27 protein-coding genes are annotated in these 24,924 nt (G+C 39.8%); 19 read left to right on the top strand and 8 right to left on the bottom strand.

Features of this window, described 5'->3' with window-relative positions; genetic code table 11:
* Positions 1-8: 8 nt before the first annotated feature.
* The 4 genes from RMA95_RS06935 to RMA95_RS06920 all read right to left on the bottom strand — a co-directional run bounded on the left by RMA95_RS06935 (position 9) and on the right by RMA95_RS06920 (position 3,351).
* Positions 9-143 (bottom strand): hypothetical protein, encoded by a 135-nt coding sequence (locus tag RMA95_RS06935; protein ID WP_264653691.1) that lies wholly within the window; start codon positions 141-143, stop codon positions 9-11.
* 133 nt (positions 144-276) lie between these two features.
* Positions 277-993: a ribonuclease PH gene (rph, locus tag RMA95_RS06930; RefSeq protein ID WP_004706096.1), complete on the bottom strand. Its 717-nt coding sequence runs from the start codon at positions 991-993 to the stop codon at positions 277-279.
* A 159-nt stretch (positions 994-1,152) separates the two neighbouring features.
* On the bottom strand, positions 1,153-2,295 hold the full coding sequence (locus RMA95_RS06925) for an acyl-CoA desaturase (protein WP_311070023.1): 1,143 nt from the start codon (positions 2,293-2,295) through the stop codon (positions 1,153-1,155).
* 30 nt (positions 2,296-2,325) lie between these two features.
* Entirely contained in the window at positions 2,326-3,351 is a 1,026-nt protein-coding gene (locus tag RMA95_RS06920; RefSeq protein ID WP_311069978.1) for a ferredoxin reductase, read from the bottom strand.
* A gap of 174 nt (positions 3,352-3,525) precedes the next feature.
* Between RMA95_RS06920 and RMA95_RS06915 the strand changes: the two genes are divergently transcribed.
* Both RMA95_RS06915 and RMA95_RS06910 read left to right on the top strand, forming a co-directional pair.
* Entirely contained in the window at positions 3,526-4,164 is a 639-nt protein-coding gene (locus tag RMA95_RS06915) for a TetR family transcriptional regulator (RefSeq protein WP_000027529.1), read from the top strand.
* Between the two features lie 136 nt (positions 4,165-4,300).
* Entirely contained in the window at positions 4,301-4,948 is a 648-nt protein-coding gene (locus tag RMA95_RS06910; RefSeq protein ID WP_311069977.1) for a TetR/AcrR family transcriptional regulator, read from the top strand.
* Positions 4,949-5,029: 81 nt separating this feature from the next.
* Here the strand turns inward: RMA95_RS06910 and RMA95_RS06905 are convergent, their stop codons facing one another.
* Positions 5,030-5,647: a thiol:disulfide interchange protein DsbA/DsbL gene (locus RMA95_RS06905; protein WP_263612645.1), complete on the bottom strand. Its 618-nt coding sequence runs from the start codon at positions 5,645-5,647 to the stop codon at positions 5,030-5,032.
* A 180-nt stretch (positions 5,648-5,827) separates the two neighbouring features.
* Between RMA95_RS06905 and ubiG the strand changes: the two genes are divergently transcribed.
* The 12 genes from ubiG to RMA95_RS06845 all read left to right on the top strand — a co-directional run bounded on the left by ubiG (position 5,828) and on the right by RMA95_RS06845 (position 16,760).
* A complete protein-coding gene (gene ubiG / locus RMA95_RS06900; protein WP_019457900.1) occupies positions 5,828-6,541 on the top strand; it encodes a bifunctional 2-polyprenyl-6-hydroxyphenol methylase/3-demethylubiquinol 3-O-methyltransferase UbiG in 714 nt (237 codons plus the stop codon).
* The gene (locus RMA95_RS06895) at positions 6,538-7,239 is read left to right on the top strand and encodes an HAD-IA family hydrolase (RefSeq protein WP_311069976.1); all 702 of its coding nucleotides are present in this window, start codon (positions 6,538-6,540) and stop codon (positions 7,237-7,239) included. The genes ubiG and RMA95_RS06895 overlap by 4 nt, the downstream gene beginning before the upstream one ends.
* Before the next feature lie 65 nt (positions 7,240-7,304).
* On the top strand, positions 7,305-8,051 hold the full coding sequence (locus RMA95_RS06890) for a YciK family oxidoreductase (RefSeq protein WP_019457898.1): 747 nt from the start codon (positions 7,305-7,307) through the stop codon (positions 8,049-8,051).
* 217 nt (positions 8,052-8,268) lie between these two features.
* Entirely contained in the window at positions 8,269-8,679 is a 411-nt protein-coding gene (locus RMA95_RS06885; RefSeq protein ID WP_039249236.1) for an RcnB family protein, read from the top strand.
* Between the two features lie 224 nt (positions 8,680-8,903).
* Positions 8,904-9,233 (top strand): RcnB family protein, encoded by a 330-nt coding sequence (locus RMA95_RS06880; protein WP_019457896.1) that lies wholly within the window; start codon positions 8,904-8,906, stop codon positions 9,231-9,233.
* 120 nt (positions 9,234-9,353) lie between these two features.
* Positions 9,354-10,709, top strand: a complete 1,356-nt coding sequence (argA, locus tag RMA95_RS06875; RefSeq protein WP_019457895.1) for an amino-acid N-acetyltransferase — start codon at positions 9,354-9,356, stop codon at positions 10,707-10,709.
* Positions 10,710-11,042: 333 nt separating this feature from the next.
* Complete coding sequence (locus RMA95_RS06870) at positions 11,043-12,011, top strand: sulfonate ABC transporter substrate-binding protein (RefSeq protein WP_311069975.1); 969 nt, start codon at positions 11,043-11,045, stop codon at positions 12,009-12,011.
* A gap of 72 nt (positions 12,012-12,083) precedes the next feature.
* A complete protein-coding gene (locus tag RMA95_RS06865) occupies positions 12,084-13,067 on the top strand; it encodes a sulfonate ABC transporter substrate-binding protein (RefSeq protein WP_311069974.1) in 984 nt (327 codons plus the stop codon).
* A gap of 27 nt (positions 13,068-13,094) precedes the next feature.
* Positions 13,095-14,270: an FMNH2-dependent alkanesulfonate monooxygenase gene (gene ssuD, locus RMA95_RS06860; RefSeq protein WP_019457892.1), complete on the top strand. Its 1,176-nt coding sequence runs from the start codon at positions 13,095-13,097 to the stop codon at positions 14,268-14,270.
* Positions 14,267-15,064: an aliphatic sulfonate ABC transporter permease SsuC gene (gene ssuC, locus RMA95_RS06855; RefSeq protein WP_004706119.1), complete on the top strand. Its 798-nt coding sequence runs from the start codon at positions 14,267-14,269 to the stop codon at positions 15,062-15,064. The genes ssuD and ssuC overlap by 4 nt, the downstream gene beginning before the upstream one ends.
* Before the next feature lie 13 nt (positions 15,065-15,077).
* Complete coding sequence (locus RMA95_RS06850) at positions 15,078-15,878, top strand: ABC transporter ATP-binding protein (protein WP_004706121.1); 801 nt, start codon at positions 15,078-15,080, stop codon at positions 15,876-15,878.
* 261 nt (positions 15,879-16,139) lie between these two features.
* Positions 16,140-16,760 carry a TetR/AcrR family transcriptional regulator gene (locus RMA95_RS06845; RefSeq protein ID WP_004706123.1) on the top strand — a complete coding sequence of 207 codons (621 nt, stop codon included), beginning with the start codon at positions 16,140-16,142 and terminating at the stop codon, positions 16,758-16,760.
* A 36-nt stretch (positions 16,761-16,796) separates the two neighbouring features.
* Here RMA95_RS06845 and RMA95_RS06840 read toward each other — a convergent pair whose 3' ends face one another.
* On the bottom strand, positions 16,797-17,363 hold the full coding sequence (locus tag RMA95_RS06840; protein WP_311069973.1) for a 5'-methylthioadenosine/S-adenosylhomocysteine nucleosidase: 567 nt from the start codon (positions 17,361-17,363) through the stop codon (positions 16,797-16,799).
* Between the two features lie 81 nt (positions 17,364-17,444).
* Positions 17,445-18,578: a TDT family transporter gene (locus RMA95_RS06835; RefSeq protein WP_019457891.1), complete on the bottom strand. Its 1,134-nt coding sequence runs from the start codon at positions 18,576-18,578 to the stop codon at positions 17,445-17,447.
* Between the two features lie 208 nt (positions 18,579-18,786).
* Here RMA95_RS06835 and ribF point away from each other — a divergent pair, with 208 nt between their 5' ends.
* The 5 genes from ribF (at position 18,787) to RMA95_RS06810 (ending at position 24,369) form a co-directional block, all read left to right on the top strand.
* Entirely contained in the window at positions 18,787-19,788 is a 1,002-nt protein-coding gene (gene ribF, locus RMA95_RS06830) for a bifunctional riboflavin kinase/FAD synthetase (protein ID WP_019457890.1), read from the top strand.
* Between the two features lie 61 nt (positions 19,789-19,849).
* Entirely contained in the window at positions 19,850-22,687 is a 2,838-nt protein-coding gene (ileS, locus tag RMA95_RS06825; protein ID WP_311069972.1) for an isoleucine--tRNA ligase, read from the top strand.
* Positions 22,680-23,210: a signal peptidase II gene (lspA, locus tag RMA95_RS06820; protein ID WP_311069971.1), complete on the top strand. Its 531-nt coding sequence runs from the start codon at positions 22,680-22,682 to the stop codon at positions 23,208-23,210. The genes ileS and lspA overlap by 8 nt, the downstream gene beginning before the upstream one ends.
* Position 23,211: 1 nt before the next feature.
* Complete coding sequence (locus tag RMA95_RS06815) at positions 23,212-23,694, top strand: peptidylprolyl isomerase (RefSeq protein WP_004884037.1); 483 nt, start codon at positions 23,212-23,214, stop codon at positions 23,692-23,694.
* Positions 23,695-23,826: 132 nt separating this feature from the next.
* Positions 23,827-24,369, top strand: coding sequence for an NAD(P)H-dependent oxidoreductase (locus tag RMA95_RS06810; protein WP_311069970.1), 543 nt, complete (start codon positions 23,827-23,829; stop codon positions 24,367-24,369).
* Positions 24,370-24,415: 46 nt separating this feature from the next.
* Here the strand turns inward: RMA95_RS06810 and RMA95_RS06805 are convergent, their stop codons facing one another.
* A complete protein-coding gene (locus RMA95_RS06805) occupies positions 24,416-24,727 on the bottom strand; it encodes an ankyrin repeat domain-containing protein (protein WP_311069969.1) in 312 nt (103 codons plus the stop codon).
* Between the last annotated feature and the right edge of the window lie 197 nt (positions 24,728-24,924).

Genomic DNA, 24,924 nt, shown 5'->3' with positions numbered 1-24,924 from the left:
AATTTTTATTATGGTGCACAGTGCATTTTGCAATTGCTGGTTGGCGGTGTTGTTGGCGATGAATTATCTGAGTTGTTGTCATCGTTACAAGCACTGAGCATAAGCGCTAAAGATGTAATAAATAAAAGTGAAAGTTTTCGCATTAGTTTTTTCCAAACGGTTTAAATGCGAACTACTAATAAAGCGAAAAGGTGACAGGCAAGTGATATTTTTATGTCGATTTGATGAAGGCATAAAAAAACGCATCCGAAGATGCGTTTTTTAGATAACTTGAAATTACCAGCCTAAAGCTTCTTGCTGCTTTTTGATAAGCTCGGCAATCCCTTTTTCAGCCATTTCTAACATGGCATTGCTTTGTGCACGAGTAAACGGTTTATCTTCGGCTGTACCTTGAATTTCAATAAACTCGCCCGCTTGTGTCATTACTACGTTTAAGTCAGTTTGACAGTTCGAATCTTCTTCATAGCAAAGATCAAGAAGTACTTCGTCTTGATACATACCTACAGAAATTGCAGCCACTAATCCTTTAAGCGGATCATGCTTAATTTTTTTCTGTGCAAGTAAAACATTCATAGCATCAACTAAGGCTACTGCAGCACCAGTGATTGAAGCAGTACGTGTACCGCCATCAGCCTGAATGACATCGCAGTCGATTGTGATGGTATTTTCACCAAGCTTTTTCAAATCAACCATAGCACGTAAACTACGGCCAATCAGACGTTGGATCTCTTGAGTACGACCTGTTTGTTTGCCACGAGCAGCTTCACGGTCACAACGAGAATGTGTTGAACGCGGTAACATGCCATATTCTGCTGTTACCCAGCCTTGGCCTTGGCCTTTTAAAAAGCGTGGCACTGAGTTATCAATGCTTGCAGTACAAAGGACTTTGGTGTGACCAAATTCGACCAGCACAGAACCTTCAGCATAACGGGTGTAGTTTCGTGTAATTTTCACTTCACGTAATTGGTCTAATGCACGTTGGTCAATACGCATAATCCTTCCTAACTTCTCTTAAATACAAACTTGGGCATAGTATAGCAAAGGATTTTGACAGGTTGAGTTTATTCCCTACTTTCAAATGTAAGTCTGCAAGTTTCATAACTCAAAAATAAAAATAGCCCCTAAAAAGGAGCTATTTTGGATTAACTAAGATTACGCAAATTTAAATTTTGCTTTTAACTTTTCCAATGTCTGCATTACTTTTCCTGTGGTATGGTTTGGCAGTGAACATTTTGCTAAACGTACCCATACACTCCAGAACTGGCGCATAAAGTTCGCCTCGTTGTAGTGAATACCATATTCAGCGCAAAGTGCCTTAATTTTCGGGGCTACTTCTTTATAGCGGTTGGCAGGCATATCTGGAAATAAATGGTGTTCAATTTGATGACTTAAGTTACCACTCATAAAATGCAGCCACTCTGTCCCACTAAAATTACTTGAACCACGAATCTGACGTAAATACCACTCTGCCTTAGTTTCAGTGTCGGTATTATCCGGCTCAAACGTTTCTGCATCTTCAGTAAAGTGACCATTAAAAATCACCGCAGATGACCACAAGTTACGAATAATATTCGCAACTACATTTCCTGCAAAAACCGGTAAAAACATAGGGCCAGAGATCACAGGGAAAAATACATAATCTTTTAAAACTTGGCGTGTGGCTTTTTTACGGACTTTAGCCGAATCTTTCCAAACTTGTTTCCAGCTCTTGGTTTTATAAACTAATGCATCTTCAAGATGTAAGTTTTGTACACCTACATACCACTCAAAGAAAAACATTAACTGTAGGCCGAGTGGAATATTAAACAGGTGGCGAGGTTCCCACTTCTGTTGATCACTTACTCGCAAAATGCCATAACCAACATCATGGTCTTTACCGACAATATTGGTATAGGTGTGGTGCACATAGTTATGTGTTTCACGCCAGTCATCACCCGAGGCAATAGTATCCCAATCGTAAGTATTACCGTTCAGACTTGGTTCATTTAACCAGTCAAACTGACCGTGCATAACGTTATGACCAAGTTCCATATTTTCTACAATTTTAGAAATACCAAGTAAGCCTGTTCCCAATAACCAAACAGGTGGAATCCACCCACCAAACATCAACATGCCACGCGATGCGATTTCGGTATAACGAACAAAATTACGTACTTTGTAGATATATTTTGCGTCTTGTTCACCAAGACTTTGCATCACTTCTTGACGAATTTGTTCAACACGGCGACCAAACTCTTCAGTCTGTTCAGGTGTTAAATGAGCAGATTTAGAAACGGTAGAAAATTCTAATGCCATATTCATAGGGTTAATCCTCTTTAATTCTTTTTATAGATCAATCGTGACTGGGCTTAATGCCTGGCTCACGCATAGTTTAATTGGACGGTTCGGTTGATCTTCAATTTCACCTGTTAACAGATTTTGAGTCACTCCGCTTACTTTGGTACAACTGCATTTATTGCAGACACCCATACGGCAACCATGTTGCGGACGTAGTCCTGCTTGCTCTGCACTGCTCAGTAAATTTGTTTCAGCTAAAAACTCGTGTTGGGCACGGCGGAAAATAACAGGCTGTGCTGCATGTGTACCAGTCACTTGAAGTGGTTGGAAATACTCTTGATGAAGCTGAGACTGAGCACCTTTTTGAGCATAAATTTCATTTGCCTGTTGCATCATGCCGTGATGACCACAAACATACGTTGCTGTTTGCTCAAAGTCAGGAACCAGCTTTTGCAGTAAGCTTTCCGTTAAATGCTGCTTTTGCTCAGTAGTATTAAAAAAATGATATTGAAGCTGTGGGTGCTTTTCTGCCAAAGCTTTTAATTCAGCATGAAAAATTTCTGCACGATTAAAATAAATGACATGAATTTGTTCAAGCTGCTGTTTCAAAGCTTGCTGCAAGAGTGAATAAATTGCAGTAATGCCACTTCCTGAAGCAATCAAAATCGCAGGCTGCTGGCCTTGATGCAAAGTGAAATCACCTTGTGGCTGTGAAATTTCAACACACTCACCGACATGTAATAGTTGAGCTGCACGAGACACCAAGCCTTGTACTTTAATACCTAAAGCGATTTCACCTTGAGTGGTTACTTCAATAATCGAGTAACTACGCTGTTGGTAAACACCATCGATAAGTAAAGTCAGTAAAATACTTTGACCTGCACGAGCCTGATCAAAATTAAAATTACGATTCGGTTTAAGCTTGATGAGCACCATATCGGTATGAAGTGGCTGAACTACGGTAACTTCTGCAAGTACCCTTTTCCAAGCCCAAGACACGTTAATTTTTTGCAAAATAAAATCAACGAAATCTTCTCGAACCCAATGCGGTTGATAGTTAAGTGTTGCGTTCATACGTTCCTCTTTTGTTTCTGGCTATTTATTTGAGTGAACACATGTTCGTATAGTGAACATGTGTACACTATATTTATAAGTGTTCACTCAGTCAACACTTGTTCACTATTTTTTTTTATGAAAGTTTGCTCTTTTTTGTTAGACTTTGGCTCACGGTTTAAATAGGTTTTTTTAATGTCGATACGGGATGAACGAAAACAGCAAAGTCGTCAGGCACTTCTCGATGCAGCCTTGCATCTGAGTACGTCTGGGCGTTCGTTCAGTAGTATCAGTTTGCGTGAAGTTGCACGTGAAGTAGGTTTGGTACCAACAGCGTTCTATCGTCATTTTCAAGACATGGATGAACTCGGTAAAGAACTGGTTGATCAAGTCGCGCTGCATTTAAAAAGCGTTTTGCATCAACTTGGACAAAGTTATTTACAACATAAATCTGCTAAAACTCAAACCAGCATTGAGCTATTTGTGCAGGCAGTGAACCATAGCCCGAAACAATGGCAATTTATGATTGCTGAACGTTGGGGCGGCTCGGAAACCGTTCGTGCAGCCATTGCCAGAGAAATTGAATTTTTAATTGAAGACTTAACGACAGATCTCACTAAGCTCGAAAATTTTAAACATATTCAAAACCCTCAAGACTTAAATGTCTTATCTACCATTTTGACAAATATGTCATTTACGTGGGCAATGACGTGGCTCAACCTAGCCAAACAATATCAAGGTGAGCAACTCAAACAGCAGCAAACTGCCTTTATTGAAAATGCATCTACACAAGTTCGCTTACTGTTTAGAGGCATTGCCAACTGGGAACGGTAAAACTGGCAAATGACAAAAAACAGGTTATGTGTTAATACGTAAAGAGTGAAAGAAAAAGGCTAAAATTTCGAGAAAAGTCTTTTTCTTTTTACAGGAAGTAAACTATTCGTTAGGCCAAACTGGTGCGGGAATACCTATGAATCTTGATCGTCATACACAATTTTTGATGCGCAAAGAAAAAATTCTAAGCGTTGCTGAAAAATTGTTACTAGAAAACAATCAGGAAATTACTCTAGATGAATTAGTGGCCGAGCTAGATATTGCAAAAGGTACGCTTTATAAGCACTTTAGAAGTAAAAATGAACTTCTGCTTGAACTCATTATTCAAAATGAAAAACAAATTTTAGAAATTTCTCAAAAATATAATACTGATTTCAAAGAGTATGCACCGCGTTACATGCTTCATCATTTACTCACCCCAGGAAAAACCATTTTATTGCATCAACTTGAAGAAAATCTGACGATGACAGAGTCTAAGTTGAAGCACCTTTTTGAAGAGCTGTATGAAATCCGTCAGCAACGTATTCTAGCGATTAAAGATATTACCGAAAGTTATTTAAAATCATTAAATTATGATATGTCGATTCGTGACTATTTATCTTATATCTGGTCACTGACTTACGGCGCATCACTACTTTTAAATTCGACTTACTATCAGCGTTCGATTGGTTCTCGCCAAAAATTAATTAATTTATATATTAATCAGGCATTGTCACTACCTACTCAAACCACCAATTTTGATGCGCTAAATTTCCAGATTGAAGAAGAAGGTCATCAAAATTAATTGAATTATTTCGTGATTGTGAAAGTAATTAAATATTAAAAAAGGGCTTCTAATGAAGCCCTTTTTCTAACGCAATCAAAATTATTTTGCTTTACGTTCTTTCTCAATTAAGTAGTTAAGTACTTGAGTAACTTTACCATCTTCACCCTGTACAACATATTTACCATTTACCACTACAGCAGGAACGCCTGTTAATTGGTACTGTTGAGCAAGTTTATTTGACTCGGCAACTTTTGCAGTCACAGCAAATGAGTTGTAAGTACTATTAAATTTCTGTTCAGGCACACCATAGCGTGTGAAGAACTTAGCCGCAGAAGCTTGGTCAAAAATCTGCTGACCATTTACCTGAATCGCATGGAATAGTGGTAAATGCGTGCGCTTACGTACACCTAATGCCTCAGATGTATAATAAGTACGTGCCCCTTGTTCCCATACTTTGTTCATAGCAGCTGGTGTACGTACGAAACGTATATCACTCGGCGCCTGTTTTAACCACGCTTGCATATGTGGTTCAAGTTTAAAACAGTGCGGACAGCCATACCAAAAGAACTCACGTACTTCGATTTTCCCCGGTACTTCCACTTTGCCTGGATTGGCAATCACGGTGTAGTCTTTACCAGCAACGAAATCTGCTGCCATTGCACTACCCGATACGGCCATAATTGCTGCACTCAAACCACCCAAAACCAATTTTTTCATTGCTACAGCTTTTCCTCTAAGTTGTTATGCATTAGCTTATGCCCTAAATATAAAACAAATATGCTAAATTCGTTTTGCTTCTGTGAAGTTTTTTATTGGGTTTATCGCTTTTTTCCCAATAATCGCTACACTAACGGCGAACTACATCCAAAAAGATAACTCAAGTTTAGAGGTAGCACCATGTCGCAATTGAATGTTGATTTACAAGAAATCGCAAAGTTTGAAGCACTTGCTGCCAAATGGTGGGATCAACATTCTGAATTTCGCCCACTTCATCAAATTAACCCATTACGTTTAAACTGGATTGATGAACGTGTTGGTGGTCTTGCAGGCAAAAAAGTACTTGATGTTGGCTGCGGTGGCGGTATTTTAGCTGAAAGTATGGCTCGCCGTGGTGCAGATGTACTCGGTATTGATATGGGTGAAGCACCTTTAGCTGTAGGTCGTTTGCATGCTCAGCAAGACAATGTTCAAAATATTGAATATCGCCAAATTCCAGTTGAAGAATTGGCTCAAGAGCAAGCAGGCCAATACGATGTGGTCACTTGTATGGAAATGATGGAACATGTTCCTGATCCAGCATCTATTGTTAAAGCATGTCAGGCTTTAGTGAAGCCAGGTGGTCATGTGTTTTTCTCGACCATTAACCGTAACCCAAAGTCATATTTATTTGCGATTATTGGTGCTGAATACGTATTACGCATGCTTCCAAAGGGCACGCATGATTATCACAAGTTTATTCGCCCTTCAGAAATGGCACATGACATTCGTAATGCAGGCTTAACTTTAAAAGAAATGACAGGCTTGCACTACAATCCGCTTACCAAGCATTACTGGTTAGCGCCAAATGTTGATGTTAACTATATGGTTCATACAGTAAATACAGGTGCATGATGAAAGCTGTTTTATTTGATTTAGACGGCACTCTCATCGACACGGCTGCCGACTTTATTCGTATTATTCAACAAATGTGTCGTGATGCAAGACGCCCTGTAGTTGATGCAGACCTCATCCGTACTCAGGTTTCTGAGGGTGCACGTGCGATGGTCAAATTGGTTTATCCAGAACTGGATGTAGCCAATCCAATTTTCTTGGCGCATCGACAAAACTTTTTAGATATTTATGGCAATAATATTGTCGTCGATACAGACCTGTTTGAAGGCATGTATCCGCTTTTAGAAGAGTTAGAAGCTCAGCAAATTCCGTGGGGTATTGTGACCAATAAACCACGTGGGTTAAGTGAGTCATTGTTAGATAAATTAAATCTGACTGAACGCTGTGCAGTTCTAGTGTGTCCAGAAGACGTTTCTAAAACCAAGCCAGACCCTGAACCAATGTATTTGGCTGCAAAGCAGTTAAATATACCAGCAAATGAAATTATTTATGTGGGTGATCATCCACGTGATATTGATGCTGGTCGCAATGCCGATATGTATACCATCTTGGCAGCATACGGTTATTTACCTATCGAACATCGTGATGATTTAGCCGCTTGGCAAGCCGATTCGATTGTAAATACGGTGACAGAATTACACGAGATGTTACGTCAAAAGCTTCCTGTTCTACAGGGAAATCAGCGTATGATAGGTTAACACAAGAGTTTTACAGGCTTTTTTAACAGTTATTTATATCAATATAAAAAGAAGGAGGTTTACCAATGAAATATTCAGAATATCAACCTCGTCCAGATCTTCTCAAAGATCGAATTATTTTAATCACCGGTGCAGGTGATGGAATTGGGCGAGCTGCGGCCCTCAGTTATGCTTTACACGGCGCAACTGTGGTTTTGCATGGTAGAACCTTAAATAAACTTGAAGTAATTTATGATGAAATTGAAGGTTTAGGTGCTCCTCAGCCTGCAATTTTACCATTACAACTTTCGAGTGCTTCTGATCGTGATTATGACTTTTTAGTAAATACTCTCGAAAAGCAATTTGGACGTCTAGACGGTATTTTGCACAATGCCGGCATTTTAGGTGATCGAGTAGAACTGGCACATTATCCAACAGAAGTATGGGATGATGTGATGTCAGTCAATTTACGTGCGCCTTTTGCTCTTACTCAAGCCCTACTCCCGCTTTTACAAAAATCAGATAACGCTTCTGTGGTATTTACCAGCTCTGGCGTAGGCCGCGAAGCACGTGCACTCTGGGGCGCGTATTCAGTGTCTAAAGTTGCGATTGAAGCTGTAAGTAAAATTTTTGCAGCTGAGCATACCTATCCAAATATCCGCTTTAACTGCATTAACCCTGGTGCAACACGCACTGCAATGCGTGCAAAAGCCTATCCTGAAGAAGATCCAAAAACATTATTGACACCTGAGTCGATTATGCCGGCTTATCTTTATTTAATGGGTGAAGATAGTTTGGCGCTCAATGGACAAAGTATTGATGCTCAGGATTAAATAATTACGGATGAAAAGCTAAAATACATTACGGCCGATCATCACATCTGGCTTGGCTATACCTGAAAAGATATATACAAGCCTTTTTTATTATTGATAAAAACTCTGGATCTATCCGTAATTTTAATTGAAGCATTAAATGATCTTCACAGTTTCTCTGCATTTTACGCGTAGAGTATTCACCATGAGAGACATCAGATGTAAACGAGGATGCATCATGAAAAAGTTGTTCACTACCTTAACTCTTTGCATAACCGTACTGACTACTAGTATGGCAAGCTTTGCTGATCCTCCATTTGACCGAGGACATGGCCAGAAAGGGCCTAAAGGTGGGCCTCGTGGTGAATGGAATGATCGTGGGCACAAATATGACCGTGACGATGATGAAGATCGTTTTCGCGATGAGCGCCGTATGCGTGAAGAACGTGGTTTTGAGCGTCTAAAACAACATCGCTGGCAGCCAGGTTATGTCATGCCACAGCATTATCGCGGCAATGGCTATAAGGTCGACTATAGAGACAGTAACTTGCCTAAACCAGACCGTAACCAGCAATGGTATAAAATTAACAATGACTATATTTTAGTCGACACAGACTCTAACAGTATTGTTAGCATTCGTGGTTTATAAAACTGATAGCTCCTCACTCATCAGTTAGTAAAAAAGATAAAGCCCATCGGCTTTATCCTTTTTTTATTTTATATATCAATTAGATAATAAAAATTCATATATTCTAAATTTCTTCTTATTTCATAGAATTTTTTCACATTTATCGTTCTTAGTCTTCACGATTTATCTTTAATTATTCACTAATCTTCAATTATCGAAATTTAATTGATCATTCGAGGTTCATGATGAAAAAACTAACAACAGCAATTGTTCTTTCAATGAGTGGTTTAATCGCAACAACAGCAATGGCTGCTCCAAATGACCATGATCGTCATGGTAATTACCCAAACCATGAAGTAAAAACAGTTAAAGTGATTAAAAAAGACGACCATCGCAATGACTGGCGAGCAGGTCAAGTTGTACCCCGTGAATATCAGCACCCACGTTATGCAGTTGACTACCGCTCACACCAGAAACTGACCAAGCCAGGGCGTTTTCAAAAATGGTATAAAGTGAATGGTAACTATGTACTGGTAAATGAACAAAGCCATAAAATCATTAAAGTGATTCGTTAATTTAACAAAATATCAGACACCCAAATCTAATTTGGGTGTTTTTATATCTAAAACATGCGACTTTAAGCTTTTTTGTTTAGAATCATCTTTATATCTTTTTGCTGTTGATTCGAGATCGGTATGCCAACTAAGTCTTTAGAGAAATCACATAATAACACCCAACATTATGTACATTGGTTCCGACACTCAGCACCTTATATTAATGCCCATCGCGATAAAACTTTTGTATTAATGTTTGGCGGTGAAGCCGTCCGCGATCCTAATTTCGAACATATTATTCATGATATTGCTTTATTGCATTCACTTGGTATCCGCTTAATTTTAGTCCATGGCGCCCGTCCACAAATTAATCAAAACCTTAAAGATAAAGGTATCGAAACACCTTTTTATGACAATAGCCGTATTACCACACGCGAATCATTAGGCTGTGTCATGAGTGCTGTGGGGTCTATTCGGTTAGAAATTGAAGCACTGTTATCTATGGGATTGGCTAATTCTCCAATGTACGGCGCTCGAATAGATGTTGTATCAGGTAATTTCGTAACAGCTAAACCTTATGGTATTCGTGATGGAATGGATTTTCAGCTTACGGGTGAAGTTCGTTCCATAGATACCGATGCGATTGAGCGTCATCTCGATAACGATAATATTGTTTTACTGGGCCCGACTGGTTATTCAACCACTGGTGAAGTATTTAATTTAAGAGCTGAAGAAGTTGCAACGAAAACTGCGACCTATTTAAAAGCAGACAAATTAATCTTTTTAGGTGAACAACAAGGTTTGCTTAATGAAGAAGGACAATTATTGCGTGAATTGAGCCCGCATCAACTTGATTACTATATTCAGCAATACCAGACCAGTAGCCCCACCCTAACCCTACATTTACAGGAAGCAAAAAAGGCATCTTTATCGGGTGTTCACCGTGTTCATTTAATTTCTTATGCCTATGATGGCGCGCTCATTGAAGAACTCTTCACCCGTGACGGTGTGGGTACCATGATTACCGATGCGCACTATGAAGAAGTTCGCACAGCCCATATTCAAGATGTGGGTGGCTTAATGAATTTATTGCGCCCGTTAGAAGAAGAAGGCATTTTGGTTTATCGTTCGCGTGAACGTTTAGAGCAGGAAATTAGCCAGTTTGCGGTTATTGAACGAGACGGTATGATTTTGGCTTGTGCTGCTCTTTATCCAATTCCAACTGAATTTAATGAAACTCGTTCGGCAGAAATTGCTTGTGTAGCAGTACACCCTAGTTATCGCAAATCAAATCGTGGTAGCCAAATTCTGCAATTCCTTGAAGAAAAGGCCAAACAACAAGGCATTCGTCAATTATTTGTCTTAACAACACGAACTGCTCATTGGTTTTTAGAACATGGTTTCCACCAAGTCACTGTTGATGAATTACCAAATGCCCGTCAGGCACTATATAACTATCAAAGAAATTCTTTAGTGTTTAAAAAACTACTTCCATAGTCTTTGCATTTTTTAAGATATTCTTATTTCAGATAAGCTTAGTCCCAAAAGTACAACCATACATACCATTAATGTATGGTTGTACTTTTTTTAAATCTTTAAATTTTCTTCATTTCATATTTTTCATTTTATTTACAAAAACTTAAACGTTATTTTCAAAATATTATTCTATTTAATAAATCATTTTTTTGCATAAGTTTATCGCCGAATGTTTTTAGCTTTTTTTTGTATAAATAAAGACCGAATACTTATTTTTTATGAAATAAAAATCCCTTTAGGGTATCTGCTCAACCAATTATTTTTCTTTTTCTCTTTCGGGGAGCACGAAACCACATGGCACTTTTTAATTCCACTTCATGGGCAAAATATTCAGTCATTGCTGCCAGCCTTGCGGGAGTGATGATGCTAGGTGGTTGTGCTAAAAAAGAGGAACAGACCACCACAACTCTAAATATTGGATACCAGAAATATGGCATCCTTCCTATTTTAAAAGCTCGTGGTGACTTGGAAAAAGCGCTAAAAGATCAAGGCGTACAAGTGAAATGGGTCGAGTTTCCTGCGGGTCCTCAATTACTTGAAGGTCTAAATGTCGGAAGCGTTTCATTGGGAGAGGCTGGCGAAGCACCACCTATTTTTGCTCAAGCAGCCAACCCAAATTTAGTCTATGTTGCAAACCAACCGGCTGCACCAAAAGCAGAAGCATTATTGGTCCAAAAAGACTCTCCTATTCACTCAATTCAGGATTTAAAAGGCAAACGTGTCGCACTGAATAAGGGTTCGAATGTTCACTACCTATTATTGAAAGTTCTAGAAGCCAACAACTTAAGCTTAAGTGATATTCAACCAGTTTATTTACCGCCATCAGACGCACGTGCTGCTTTTGAAAAAGGCGCTGTCGATGCATGGGTCATTTGGGACCCGTTCTTTGCAGCAGCTGAACATCAAATTCAGGCTCGAGTTTTAGCAACAGGTGAAAACTTGGTAAGCAATCATCAGTTCTACTTAGCTGATCGTAAATTTGCAGAAAGTAATCCAAAAGTACTCAACACTGTTGTGCAAACGCTAAATCAAACAACCCAATGGGTCAGCACGCATCAAGATGAAGCGGCCAAGCTACTCGAAAAACCTACGGCACTTGAATTTGATGTACTCAAAACTTCTATTTCGCGAATGGGTTTTGGTGTTCAACCAATATCTGACAAGGTGGCACAAGAACAACAACAAGTAGCTGATGCCTTTTATGCGCAAAAGCTCATTCCTAACAAGCTCACCATTCAAGATGCCATTCTAAAACTGAAATAAACCCAGCTTGGGCACAGCTTAAATAATCATATAAATGCTGTGCCTGACCTCAAGGGGAACAAGGATATCAATATGCAACATCAGTCATTATTCAATACGAGTCAGTGGGCACAATTAGCTAAACGCATCAGTGCAGTAGCTATATTAGGTTTAACAATCGCAGCGCCAGCTTGGGCAATTGATCCAACAGTGAAAGAACTTCGTATTGGTTTTCAAAAAAGTTCGATTAACTTTGCAATTGCGAAGCAGCAAAAATTATTTGAACAAGAATTTCCAAATGCCAAGATCACTTGGAACGAGTTCCCGGCTGGCCCTCAAATTTTAGAAGCCTTGGCTGTTGGCTCACTCGATGTTGGCGTTACTGGAGATACACCTCCAGTCTATGCTCAAGCAGCGGGCAAGCCTTTATATTACATTGCTTATGAAGCAGCTAAGCCATTAGCGTCAGCAATTTTAGTTCCTAAAAACTCGCAGCTCACCCAGCTTAAAGACCTAAAAGGCAAACGTATTGCGTTGCAAAAAGGTTCTAGTTCACATTACTTGCTCGTACAGGCTGTGCGTAAAGCGGGATTAAAATGGAGCGACATTACGCCAATTTGGCTCACACCTGCCGATGCGCGCGCTGCATTCCAAAAAGGTGCCGTTGATGCATGGGCAATTTGGGACCCTTACTACGCTTCAGCACAACTAGAAGACCAAGCTCGTGTACTTGCTTCAGGTAAAGGTTTAAGTCCGAACTATACCTTTTATTTAGCAGCTCCAAATTTTGTTAAGCAATATCCAAAAGCTGTTCCTGAACTCATCAAACAGATTAATCAAGCTGACAAATGGGTTCAAAGCCATCAAGCAGAAACAGCAAGTGCGATTGGCCAAAGTACAGGCTTAAAACCTGCAACTAGTGATTTATTCATTAAACGTCGTCCACGTCCATCAGCAGCAGCTCCTCTTAACAGCAAAGTGATTGCTGAACAACAGCAGCTTGCAGACATCTTTACTCAACAAGGCATCATTCCAAAATCAATCAGCATTAAACAAGCTGTTTGGGGTGCGAAGTAATTTCATATAGACATATAGGTAATGCACATGAAAATTTTCTGGTTTATTCCTACCCACGGTGATAGTCGCTATTTAGGTACAAGTAAAGGCGCTCGTCAGGTTGACCATGCCTATATGAAGCAAATTGCTGTGGCAGTAGATAATTTAGGTTATGAAGGTGTACTTATTCCAACTGGCCGTTCATGTGAAGACCCGTGGATTACGGCGGCTAGTCTAATTGATGCAACTCAGCACCTTAAGTTTTTAGTTGCGTTACGTCCGGGTGTAACAACACCAGCTTTGGCTGCTCGTATGGCTGCTACATTTGATCGCTTGTCGAATGGTCGTGTGCTACTCAACTTAGTGACTGGTGGCGATGAAGCAGAACTACGCGGTGATGGTTTATATGAAGATCACTCAACGCGTTATCAAACTGCCAATGAATACGTAAAAATCTGGCGTGAAATTTTGACACGCTCACATACGGGTGAAGCTTTTACATTCCACGGTGAACGCCTACAAGTAGATGATGCAAAACTACTTTACCCACCTGTTCAAAAGCCTTACCCACCTCTTTGGTTTGGCGGTTCTTCAGATGTCGCTGTCGACCTTGCAGCGGAGCAAGTAGACACTTACCTCACTTGGGGTGAACCACCAGCAGCAGTCAAACAAAAGATCGAGCATGTTCGTGCAAAAGCCGAGGCTAAAGGCCGTAAATTAACTTATGGCATTCGCTTGCATGTCATTGTTCGCGAAACCAACGAACAAGCATGGGCAGCAGCGAACGAGCTTATTCAATATCTCGACGATGCAACTATTGCTGCAGCACAGAAAAAATTTGCACAAATGGACTCGGTAGGCCAACAACGGATGGCCGCACTACATGGCGGTAACCGAGACAAGTTAGAAGTCTCTCCAAACCTTTGGGCAGGTATTGGTTTAGTCCGTGGTGGTGCAGGTACGGCACTTGTAGGTGACCCAGAAACAGTTGCTGCTCGTATTCAGGAGTATGCTGATTTAGGTATCGATACTTTTATTTTCTCGGGCTATCCACATCTTGAAGAGTCGATCCGTTTTGCAGAGTTAGTATTCCCGTTATTACCAATTGAGACCCGAGCTAAACTTGCTCAGCCAAACTTAACTGGTCCATTCGGTGAGATTATTGCCAACAACTATGTTCCAGACGAGAAGAAGCAAAATAGTTCCGTCAAGGAGCCTGCATGAGCCAAGATGTAAATATTGTTTCACGTGGAACAAAACAAATCGGGCAGCGTTTGCTGCCCTGGATTTTCCCAATTGTTCTATTGGTTGTTTGGCAAATTGCCTCAAGTTCGGGTCTTTTAGAAAGCCGTATTTTACCTGCTCCAAGTGCTGTCATTTCAGCTTTTTGGCATCTTTTGGTGAGTGGAGAACTATGGCATCACGTTAAAGTAAGTGCTGGTCGTGCATTGCTTGGGCTTTTAGTAGGCGGTGGTTTAGGCTTGCTATTAGGTCTGCTCAATGGGTCTTCGCGTTTCGCCTCCACCCTACTCGATACAACCTTACAGATGATTCGTAATATCCCAGCTCTTGCGCTTATTCCGCTGGTGATTTTGTGGTTTGGTATTGATGAAACAGCAAAATTGTTTTTAGTTGCTGTCGGTGTTTTCTTCCCAATTTATATCAACACCTATCATGGAATTCGTTCAGTCGACCCACAATTGATTGAGATGGGTAAAAGCTATGGGCTTTCCCGCTGGCAGCTCTACAAAGAAATTATTCTACCAGGTGCAATGCCTTCTATTTTAGTGGGTCTACGTTTTGCCTTAGGTTTGGTTTGGGTATTACTCATTGTGGCTGAAACGATCTCAGCGCAAGCAGGTATTGGTTATATGACCATGAATGCACGAGAGTTTTTGCAAACAGATGTGGTTCTGGTCGGTATTCTTCTTTACGCCCTATTAGGCAAGTTAGCCGATGTTTTAGCACAAATTTTGGAACGCTATTTACTACGTTGGCACGCTGGTTATCAAAAATAAGGGAGCTTAAAATATGACAAATCTGAATTTAAATATTAATCAGAATGACGTAGAGCTCATTCCAGAAAATCATCCAGAGTCACAAGAACCTGTCGTAGGTGCAGAGATTCTGATTGAACAGCTTTACAAGTTTTATGGTGAGGTGAAAGTTCTTGAAGATCTTAATCTGCATATTCAACCGGGCGAATTTTTAGCGATCGTTGGTCGTAGTGGCTGCGGTAAAAGTACGTTACTACGCTTAATTGCCCAACTTGAAAAAGCAAGTTTCGGAGAAATTAAATTTAAATCTGCGCGACATTTACGCGAAGGCATTACTAACGATGACATTCGGGTTATGTTCCAAGACCCACGTTTACTTCCTTGGCGAAATATTCTTCAAAACGTTCAACTTGGACTACCAAAATCACAACATGCTTTGGCAGAAGAATTACTGGAAAAGGTGGGTTTAAAAGAAAAATCGGGACAGTGGCCTTCACAGCTCTCAGGTGGCCAGCGCCAGCGTACAGCGCTAGCTCGCGCATTATCTCATACTCCACGTATTTTACTGTTAGATGAGCCGTTAGGTGCATTAGACGCGCTCACCCGTCTTGAGATGCAAAGCTTGATTGAACGTTTATGGAAAGAGCAAGGTTTTACTGCCATTTTGGTCACACACGATGTAAGTGAAGCAGTACAACTGGCCGACCGTATTATCCTATTAGATAAGGGCCAAATTGCCCAAAGTTTCCAAGTGAATTTGCCACGTCCGCGTAAAAAGAGCATAACTTTTGCCCAACTTGAACAACAAGTACTCGATGCTGTTTTAGCAACTTAAAGCTGAGATGAGTAATGAGAACCATTTCAACTACAAAATGTCCAATTAACGAGCAATAAAACTGATGATTTATTGCTCTTTTTTGGGGCGAATATAAAAAAATATTTTCAAGAATAACAATAAACTAGTGAATCTCTCTATTTTTTGCACAATAGTATATCTATTGCTCAAATAACTATCCGTTTTTTCACTAAAAAAGTGAGACACCTGTGCACAAATCAAACGATTTACCTTACAATGGGAGCACTATCTTTTTAATTTATGCAGCAAATGGAACAAAAGAAGAGTACTCAAAAGCGCAATCAGCTTCTTGCTGCCGCCCTTGATGTGTTTTCACTATATGGGTTCAGTGGTGCAAGTCTGGATGAAATTGCCCAACTCGCTGACATGCATAAGTCGAATATTTTCTATTACTATGAAAATAAAGAGTCTTTATATGTGGAAGTGCTGACCACAGTTTTACAAAAATGGCTTGCTCCCTTACAAACCTTAGAAGCTGAGTTAGAACCAGCCGAAGCTTTGTCTCACTACTTAATACAAAAAATCGAACTTTCACGTAGCCAACCAAAAGCTTCGCGACTATTTGCTTTGGAAATTATCCAAGGGGCGCCGCACATTTTACCTATACTGAAAGGGCCTTTGAAAAAGCTATTTAAGCGCAAAGCTAAAGTCATTCAGACTTGGCAGGAAGAAGGTAAAATTTCCCCAGATATCGATCCTGAACTGTTAATACTCAATATTTGGGGTCTTACACAAAACTATGCCGATTTTGCCACGCAAATGGAAATGGTGACTGGAAAAACGTTGCGAAACCGCAGTATGTTCCAACGCTCGATTGAGCATACAGTACATCTCATGCTCTACGGCGTAATCCCTCGTTAAAACAAAAAAAGATCGGCAAATTTGCCGATCTTTTTTTTAGAAATGATTTTGATAAAGAGCCAAGAGTTTTTGCGCGCCCAATAATAAATTTTCTTCCCAATCTAAATGAGCGGTATCATCTGCGCCATCAGTAATATACTTGACTGAAATTAGGCGTACACCTAGCTTATGGCAAACTTTGGCTAAGGCATACCCTTCCATATCCACCACATCACAAGCGACTTTCGGCTGACCCGTTTCAAATGAGTCCCCTGTCCCGCAAATGCCCTTTGGTAAATCAGCAAAATGTGATTGAAGATGAATTTCAGCAGGTAAGTGTTCATCTAACGGCGTTACACCGACTTCAAACCCTAATGGTGAAACATCCATATCACGTTGCACAAAAGTTTTTACTTCGACCAAATCATGTCGATTAAAAGATGAACTTCCTGCCGAACCTAAGTTAATTAGAGTTTTACAGCCTGTTTTTTGAATAACTTCAAATGCTTTAAAGGCAGCGTTGATTTTACCGATACCGCTATAATGGACTTCAATACCTGCTTGCTCAAACAAACCTTTAGATTCATTAGGAAGTGCCATAATTAAAGCGATATCTTTGTTCATTCAAAAAGCTCAAATCAAAATTAAATAAATTAGAAAATAAGTATAAATCAGGTGCAAAAGCTTTTTTGCACCTTTTCACTATTACTGCATTTTTTGTTGTAAGGCGATTAAACATGGAGAGAAGAACAGTTGCCCACTATAGGCTCCGGCTAAGGTTTTCTTCATTACAACGCTCCACATCACTAATAATAAAACACTAAGTGCCACTGCAACATACTGTAAAAATACAACTTCAACCTGATGCCCTAAATTAAATAAAGCCAAAATAAACACACCAAGTGGAAAGGTTAAGCCCCACCATCCCAAGTTAAACGGAATACCTGTTTTTGCATGACGAAGCGTTGTTAATATCGCAAGACCTAGCCACCATAACCCAAAGCCTAACAGTACCAAACTGCCTACCACGCCTAATGCTTGAAATACATTGGCAAACTGGTCAAATCCTACATTTGGCGCCACTCTTTTTGCCTGTTCACCTAGCAACAATAGACCTAACGCACCTGTTCCAATTGGACCTAAAGATAACCAGCTAGAAATTGCGACTTCTTTTTCCGGTAACTGATGCAAAGCCATACGCAGCATTAAAATGGTCAAAATAGCGAATGCAGGTAAAACAGAAATTCCCCAAAGTACGTAGCCCGCCATTAATAAATGAAAGCTATGCAAATCTGCTGGTAAGTGTGCAACCAACATGCCCGCAGAGCTTGCTGCTACTTCACAAGCAACGACAGGTAAAAGCCAGATTGCAGTCATGGTATGTAGCTGATGGTTCTGACGGCTAAACATGCAAAACGGCACAATCCAAGCAATTGCGAGTGCTAAAAATACATCGACGTACCATAAAGCTTGAGCAATATGGATTGCTACTTCACCATAAAGCCCGACACCGAAGCTTAAAAAGCCATTTAATATGGTTGCGAGCCCCATCGGTATAGCGCCTAAAAACAAGCTCATATTTGGATGATTAAATACTTGCTTCGCTTCATGAGGGAAAAGAAACCACCGCAATAAATAAAGACCTGAAAAAACACTAAATAGAACAATATTAAATTGCCATAACAGCGTCGCCAGCATAAATAAAAATGATTTGGCAAATGGAAGCTGAATTAAAATCATACTCACCACACCAGTACCCATAGTTGCTGTAAACCAATTTGGGGTAAAATGCCGTATAACATCTTTACTTTGATTTAATTGGTAAAAGGGTCTTTTCATCTTGAGTCTCTAGTCAAAGAGTGGATGAAGCTATAGTAGGATAAATTAATAATAAGAAAAATTGATTTATTTTTATTTAATTCATCAGTTTTTTAGATATAAAAGATATTCATATTGAAAAATACCTGAGTAAAAACACAACAACAAGACGAATCTGTGAGATTATGGCAATATATAGCCCTTGCAAAAATAGCCATATTTTAAGTTCATGAAACTGCTTCGTCTTAATGCGTTATCGCCCAATTTCCAGTTGCCGCAAACAGCGGTAACTATTGGTAATTTTGATGGTGTCCATTTAGGTCACCAAGCGATGATTGCTCAACTGAAAAAAATTGCTGCAGCACAAGGCTTAAAAACATTGGTCATGATTTTTGAGCCCCAACCGCTTGAGTTCTTTAAAGGCTACGATGCTCCACCTCGTATTAATTCATTACGAGAAAAAGTTGAATACCTCGCTGAACTTGGAGTGGATTACATTGCGGTTGCCAAATTTGACCAGCATTTCCGTAGCATGAGCGCATCAGAATTCGCAGATTTATTAAAAGACAAATTAAATGCTCAAGCTTTGGTTTTAGGAGATGACTTTCATTTCGGTAAAGACCGTCAAGGCAACAGCGAATTTTTAAGAAATTACGGCTTTCAAGTCACAAATTTACATACGATTGAACTCGAAGGTGAACGCGTCAGTTCAACTCGTATTCGCCAAGTGCTTCAAGTGGGTAATCTCGCTTTAGCAGCTAAATTATTAGGCCGTCCTTACAGTATTACTGGACGAGTTCAATATGGCGACCAAATTGGACGAACTTTAGATTTTCCAACGATTAATGTCCGTCTCAACCGCCATAAGCCTTGTTTAAATGGTATTTATGGCGTTGAAGTCATTTGCGAAACAACTTCGCTAACTCAAAAAGTGCTTCAGGATGACCCTGAAAAGCCAGGAATTGCCGGATATCATGAAAATAGCCTTTATGGTGCAGGTCATGTCGGTACTCGCCCAGCCATTCAGCAAGAACATCCAGAGTGGAGATTAGAAGTACATTTCCCTGATGTTTCTGCTAATCTGTATGGCTTATTTATGCGGGTGACTTTTCTTCACTATCTTCATGGTGAATTGAACTACCCTTCGCTTGAGGCACTTAAGGCAGGAATTGATAATGACGTGCAACAATTACGACAATATCGTAAAGACACGACACAATTTCCTTTTTAATTCGAATTTTGATTGTAAAACATGTCGGCTCCCAAGCTGATTAAACTGGAAGACAACTTGCATGAGCGATAAGCAAACTACTGAAAATGCAGTGGACTACAAAGCCACGCTAAACCTGCCGGATACTGAATTTGCAATGAAAGCAAATTTGGCAGTACGTGAAGTGAAATGGTTAGAAGAGTGGTATACCGACAACATTTATCAGCAGATTCGTGCATCGCGTATTGGCAAGAAAAAATATATTTTGCATGATGGCCCTCCATATGCGAACGGTACAATTCACTTGGGTCATGCGGTTAACAAAGTACTCAAAGACGTCATCGTAAAAAGCCGTACTTTGGCAGGTTTCGATGCACCATATGTTCCGGGTTGGGACTGTCATGGCTTGCCAATCGAACTAAAAGTTGAAGAAAAAGTAGGTAAAGTAGGCGAAAAAGTTGACGCAGCGACTTTCCGTAAACTCTGCCGTGAATATGCGCTAAAACAAATTGATTTACAGCGTGCTGACTTTAAACGTCTTGGTGTTTTAGGTGATTGGGATAATCCTTACCTCACCATGAACTATAAACAAGAAGCCGATATCGTTCGTGCTTTAGGTTTAATTCAAAAAAATGGTCACATCCAGCCGGGCTTAAAGCCAGTGAACTGGTGTATGGACTGTGGTTCAGCACTTGCTGAAGCTGAAGTTGAATACGAAGACAAAAAATCTGATGCAATTGACGTTGGTTTTGGCGTTGTAGATTTAAAAGACTTAAGCGCTCGTGTAAATGTAGACGTTCAAGATCCAACTGATATCGTAATCTGGACGACTACACCTTGGACATTACCAGCGAACCAAGCAGTTGCATTGCATGCCGAAATTGAATATCAATTGGTACAAGTGACTACTGAGCGTGGTAAGCAAAACTTTATTCTTGCTAAAGACTTAGTTGCTTCAGCAATTGAACGTTACAAGCTTGAAAACCCAGTTGTTTTAGCTGACTTTACTGGTTCAGCTCTTGAAAACCTTACTTTACAACACCCTTTACTTACCGATCGCCAAGTTCCGGTTATTTTAGGTGAACACGTTATCGCAACAAGCGGTACAGGTGCTGTACACACTGCGCCTGGCCACGGTGCAGACGACTATAAAGTAGGTATTCAATACAATCTTAAAGTTGAAAACCCAGTGGGTGGTAACGGAGTTTACTTACCAACGGCACCAATCTTTGCTGGTGAGCACATCTATAAAGCTAATCCAAAGATTATCGAAGCTTTAGGTGCTGTGGGTCGCTTATGGGCTCATCAACCGATTAAACACAGCTACCCACACTGCTGGCGCCATAAAACTCCGATTATTTTCCGTGCTACACCACAATGGTTTATCAGCATGGATCAAAAAGGTTTACGTGAAGGTGCGCTTAACGCCATTGAAAACGATATCGAGTTTGTACCGAACTGGGGTAAAAACCGTATTGAATCAATGATCGAAGGCCGTCCGGACTGGTGTATCTCACGTCAACGTACTTGGGGTGTACCAATTCCTTTCTTCGTTCATAAAGATACGAATGAATTGCATCCTCGTACGCCTGAACTCATCGAAGAAGTTGCTAAACTTATCGAACAAGAAGGCATCGATGCGTGGTTTAACCGTGAAGCCAAAGACTTCATTGGTGAAGATGCTGAACAGTACAATGCTGTTCGCGATACGCTTGATGTATGGTTTGACTCTGGTACAACGCATTACGCTGTACTTGAGCAACGTGAAGAATTAGAAAGCCCTGCTGACTTATATTTAGAAGGTTCAGACCAACACCGTGGCTGGTTCCAATCTTCTTTATTAACGTCTATGGCAATTCATAATCGTGCGCCATACAAAGCCTTGTTAACACATGGTTTCACAGTGGATGAAAATGGCCGTAAATTGTCGAAATCTTTAGGCAACTACATCCCGCTTGAAGAAATTATCAAACAACTTGGTGCTGACGGTTTACGTTTATATGTAGCATCTAGCGACTATCGCTATGAAATCGCAGCATCAAAAGAAATCTTTAGCCGTGTAAGTGATAGCTACCGTCGTATTCGTAATACGCTACGCTTCTTGCTTGCAAACTTAAATGGTTTCCAACCAAGTACAGATGCTCTGGCAGTAGATGATCTTATCGCTCTTGATCAATACATCTTGCAACGTGCAAATGAAGTACAACAAACTATTATCACTGCATATGAAGAAATGAACTTCCATGTTGTGTGTAGTGCGTTAACAAGCTTCTGTATTAATGACTTAGGTGGTTTCTATCTAGACATCATCAAAGACCGTCAATACACCACTAAGGCTGACTCACAAGCACGTCGTTCTGCACAAACAGCGCTTTACCATATCGTACAAGCATTTGTTCGCTGGATGAGTCCTATTCTAAGCTTCACAGCTCAAGAAGCGTGGCCACTTATTCCAGAACAAACTGAGAAGTATGTATTTACAGCTGAATGGTATGACCTACCTGTTTCATCAAAAGCAAACTTGCTTTCTGAAGCAGACTGGCAAACATTGATTAGCGTAAAATCTGCAGTAAATAAACAGATTGAAGCAGCTCGTAACGCTAAACTTGTCGGTAGTAATCTTTCAGCCAAAGTTGAACTTTGGGCAAATGAATCATTACAAACAGTTTTAAACCAACTGGCTGATGAACTCCGTTTTGTTCTTATTACTTCGCAAGTAGTAGTACATCCATTTGCTGAACAAGGTGAAGCAACTGAAATGGAAGGCTTACGTGTACAAGTATCTGCAGCTGAAGGTGAAAAATGTGCACGTTGCTGGCATGTCCTTCCTGATGTAAATACACACGCCGATCATCCTGGTTTATGTGGTCGTTGTATTGTGAACGTCACTGGTCGTGGCGAAGTGAGAAAATATGCCTAATTCACAAGCTAAAAAAGGCTTATTCCAGTTTTATCCGCACAACCTCATTTGGCTTGGACTTTCTGTCCTTGCCATTGTTTTGGATCAATGGACAAAATGGATTGCAAGTACACATCTGAACTATGCAGATCCTGTACCTGTGCTTCCATTTTTAAACTGGACACTATTACATAACTATGGTGCAGCCTTTAGCTTTTTATCTGATGCTGGAGGATGGCAACGCTATTTCTTCACATCTTTGGCAGGCTTAGTTTCAATACTTTTTATATTTTGGTTGCTACGTATGCCTAAAAAAATGGTGGTGCTACCTGTAGCTATCGCTTTAATTTTAGGTGGAGCACTTGGTAATTTAATTGACCGTATTACTTTAGGGTATGTGGTCGATTTCATTCATGTTTATTACCAAAATCATCACTTTCCAGCTTTTAATATTGCGGACAGTGCCATTACTCTAGGTACCATTTTGTTACTCATCGATACATTCTTCCTTGAGAAGCAAAGACCTAAAAATTCGGATGCATAATATGACCGAAATTATTCAACCTAATGAAGAAATTCGTATTACTGACGGTTCTAAAGTTGACCTACACTTTTCTGTTGCTCTTGAAAATGGCGTAGAAATTGACAATACACGTAGCCGTGAAGAACCTGTTAGCTTGACTATTGGCGACGGTAACTTGTTACCAGGTTTTGAGAAAGCCTTATTCGGCTTACGTGCAGGTGATCGACGTACTGTACATCTTCCACCAGAAGATGCTTTTGGTCCTTGGAACCCTGAAAATATACAAACTTTTGATACGGTTAAATTCGAACAACGACCTATTCCTGGTCACATGATCGAGTTTGAAGATAAAGCAAAAGCAACTTTATTTGGTGTCGTGAAGTCAGTGAATGATGATATTACTGAAATTGATTTCAACCACCCTTTAGCTGGCAAAAATATTACTTTTGAAGTAGAGATATTCAAAGTAACTCCAGCTGGCCAGCAAGGCATTAAGTTAATGTAAAAAAAGCCCTCGATTGAGGGCTTTTTTATTATTTAAGTTTTATGCATGACATAAGAATCCTTACAAATTCTATATTCTCACGTCCTATGTAATGAATTAAGTTATAAAGATAAAAATCCTTAGGAAAAATATATGCTGGTCTATATCATCGTAGGAAGTGTTCGTGAAGGACGCACAGCTATTAAAATTGCCAATTGGTTAGAAACAGCAATTCCATCATTTAATCTAGAAGATTTTCAGACAGAAGTAATTGATTTAAAAGAGTGGAATTTACCATTATTTTCAGGCTCTCACCCACCTGCAACAGGTATTTATGATCAACCTAAACAACAAGAATGGGCAGATAAAATTGCCAAAGCTGATGCATTTATCTTTATTAGCCCCGAGTACAATCATGGTTACAGTCCAGCTTTAAAAAATGCACTCGACTATGTAGGTAAAGAATGGAGTGGTAAACCAGCCGCATTTATTGGCTATGGCTCAACAAATGGCTCTCGTTCTATTAGCCAAATACGCCAAGTCACTTCAAGTTTAAATATTGTTGACCCAAATGCTGTAATAGAAATACGAGATATCTTTAAACGCAATAAAGATGAAAAATTTGAAGCCAATGAATTTGAAGTAAAAGGACTTCAATCAATTGTTGAAAAGCTGCAAAAATATCATTTGTCTTAAATTGAACAAAAAGCCTCTTTTCTAAACAAAAGAGGCCTTTTTAATTTTATAAACTCTTTAAATACTCCACTATATTAGTATTACCTGCCATTTCTGCAAGCTCTAATGCTGTGTATTCACTTTTGTAAGCGACACGCGCACCTTTTTCAATTAAGAGTTGAACTATTTCTAAATGATCATTTTCAGCAGCTGCTTGTAGAGCACTATATCCCTCATCATCTATCTGATTAGGATCCTCTCCCTCTATTAGTAATTCTTTTACTTGATCGATATCACCTAGAGATGCCCAATAAATCAATGCAGGCAAAGATAGCTCTTCATCATCTTCAGGTATTGGAGAGAAAGAATCGATTTTCATGGACGTACCCAAAAATAATAGAGTTCATCATTATATTCATAGAATATAGTAACAATACAAATCTAATTTTGGACCTATCTTTTATTAAAAATTAAAGTCCGCCCATAAAGCAACACCCCAATCTCTTTCGAGACCGGGGTGTTTAGAATAATGAGCTGGCGATGACTTACTCTCACATGGGTAACCCCACACTACCA

It is taken from the genome of Acinetobacter sp. V110_1, assembly GCF_031798975.1.
Lineage (GTDB): Bacteria > Pseudomonadota > Gammaproteobacteria > Pseudomonadales > Moraxellaceae > Acinetobacter > Acinetobacter nosocomialis_A.
The sequence above is the reverse complement of the archived record's forward strand: the minus strand, read 5'-3'. Positions and strand labels throughout refer to the sequence as shown.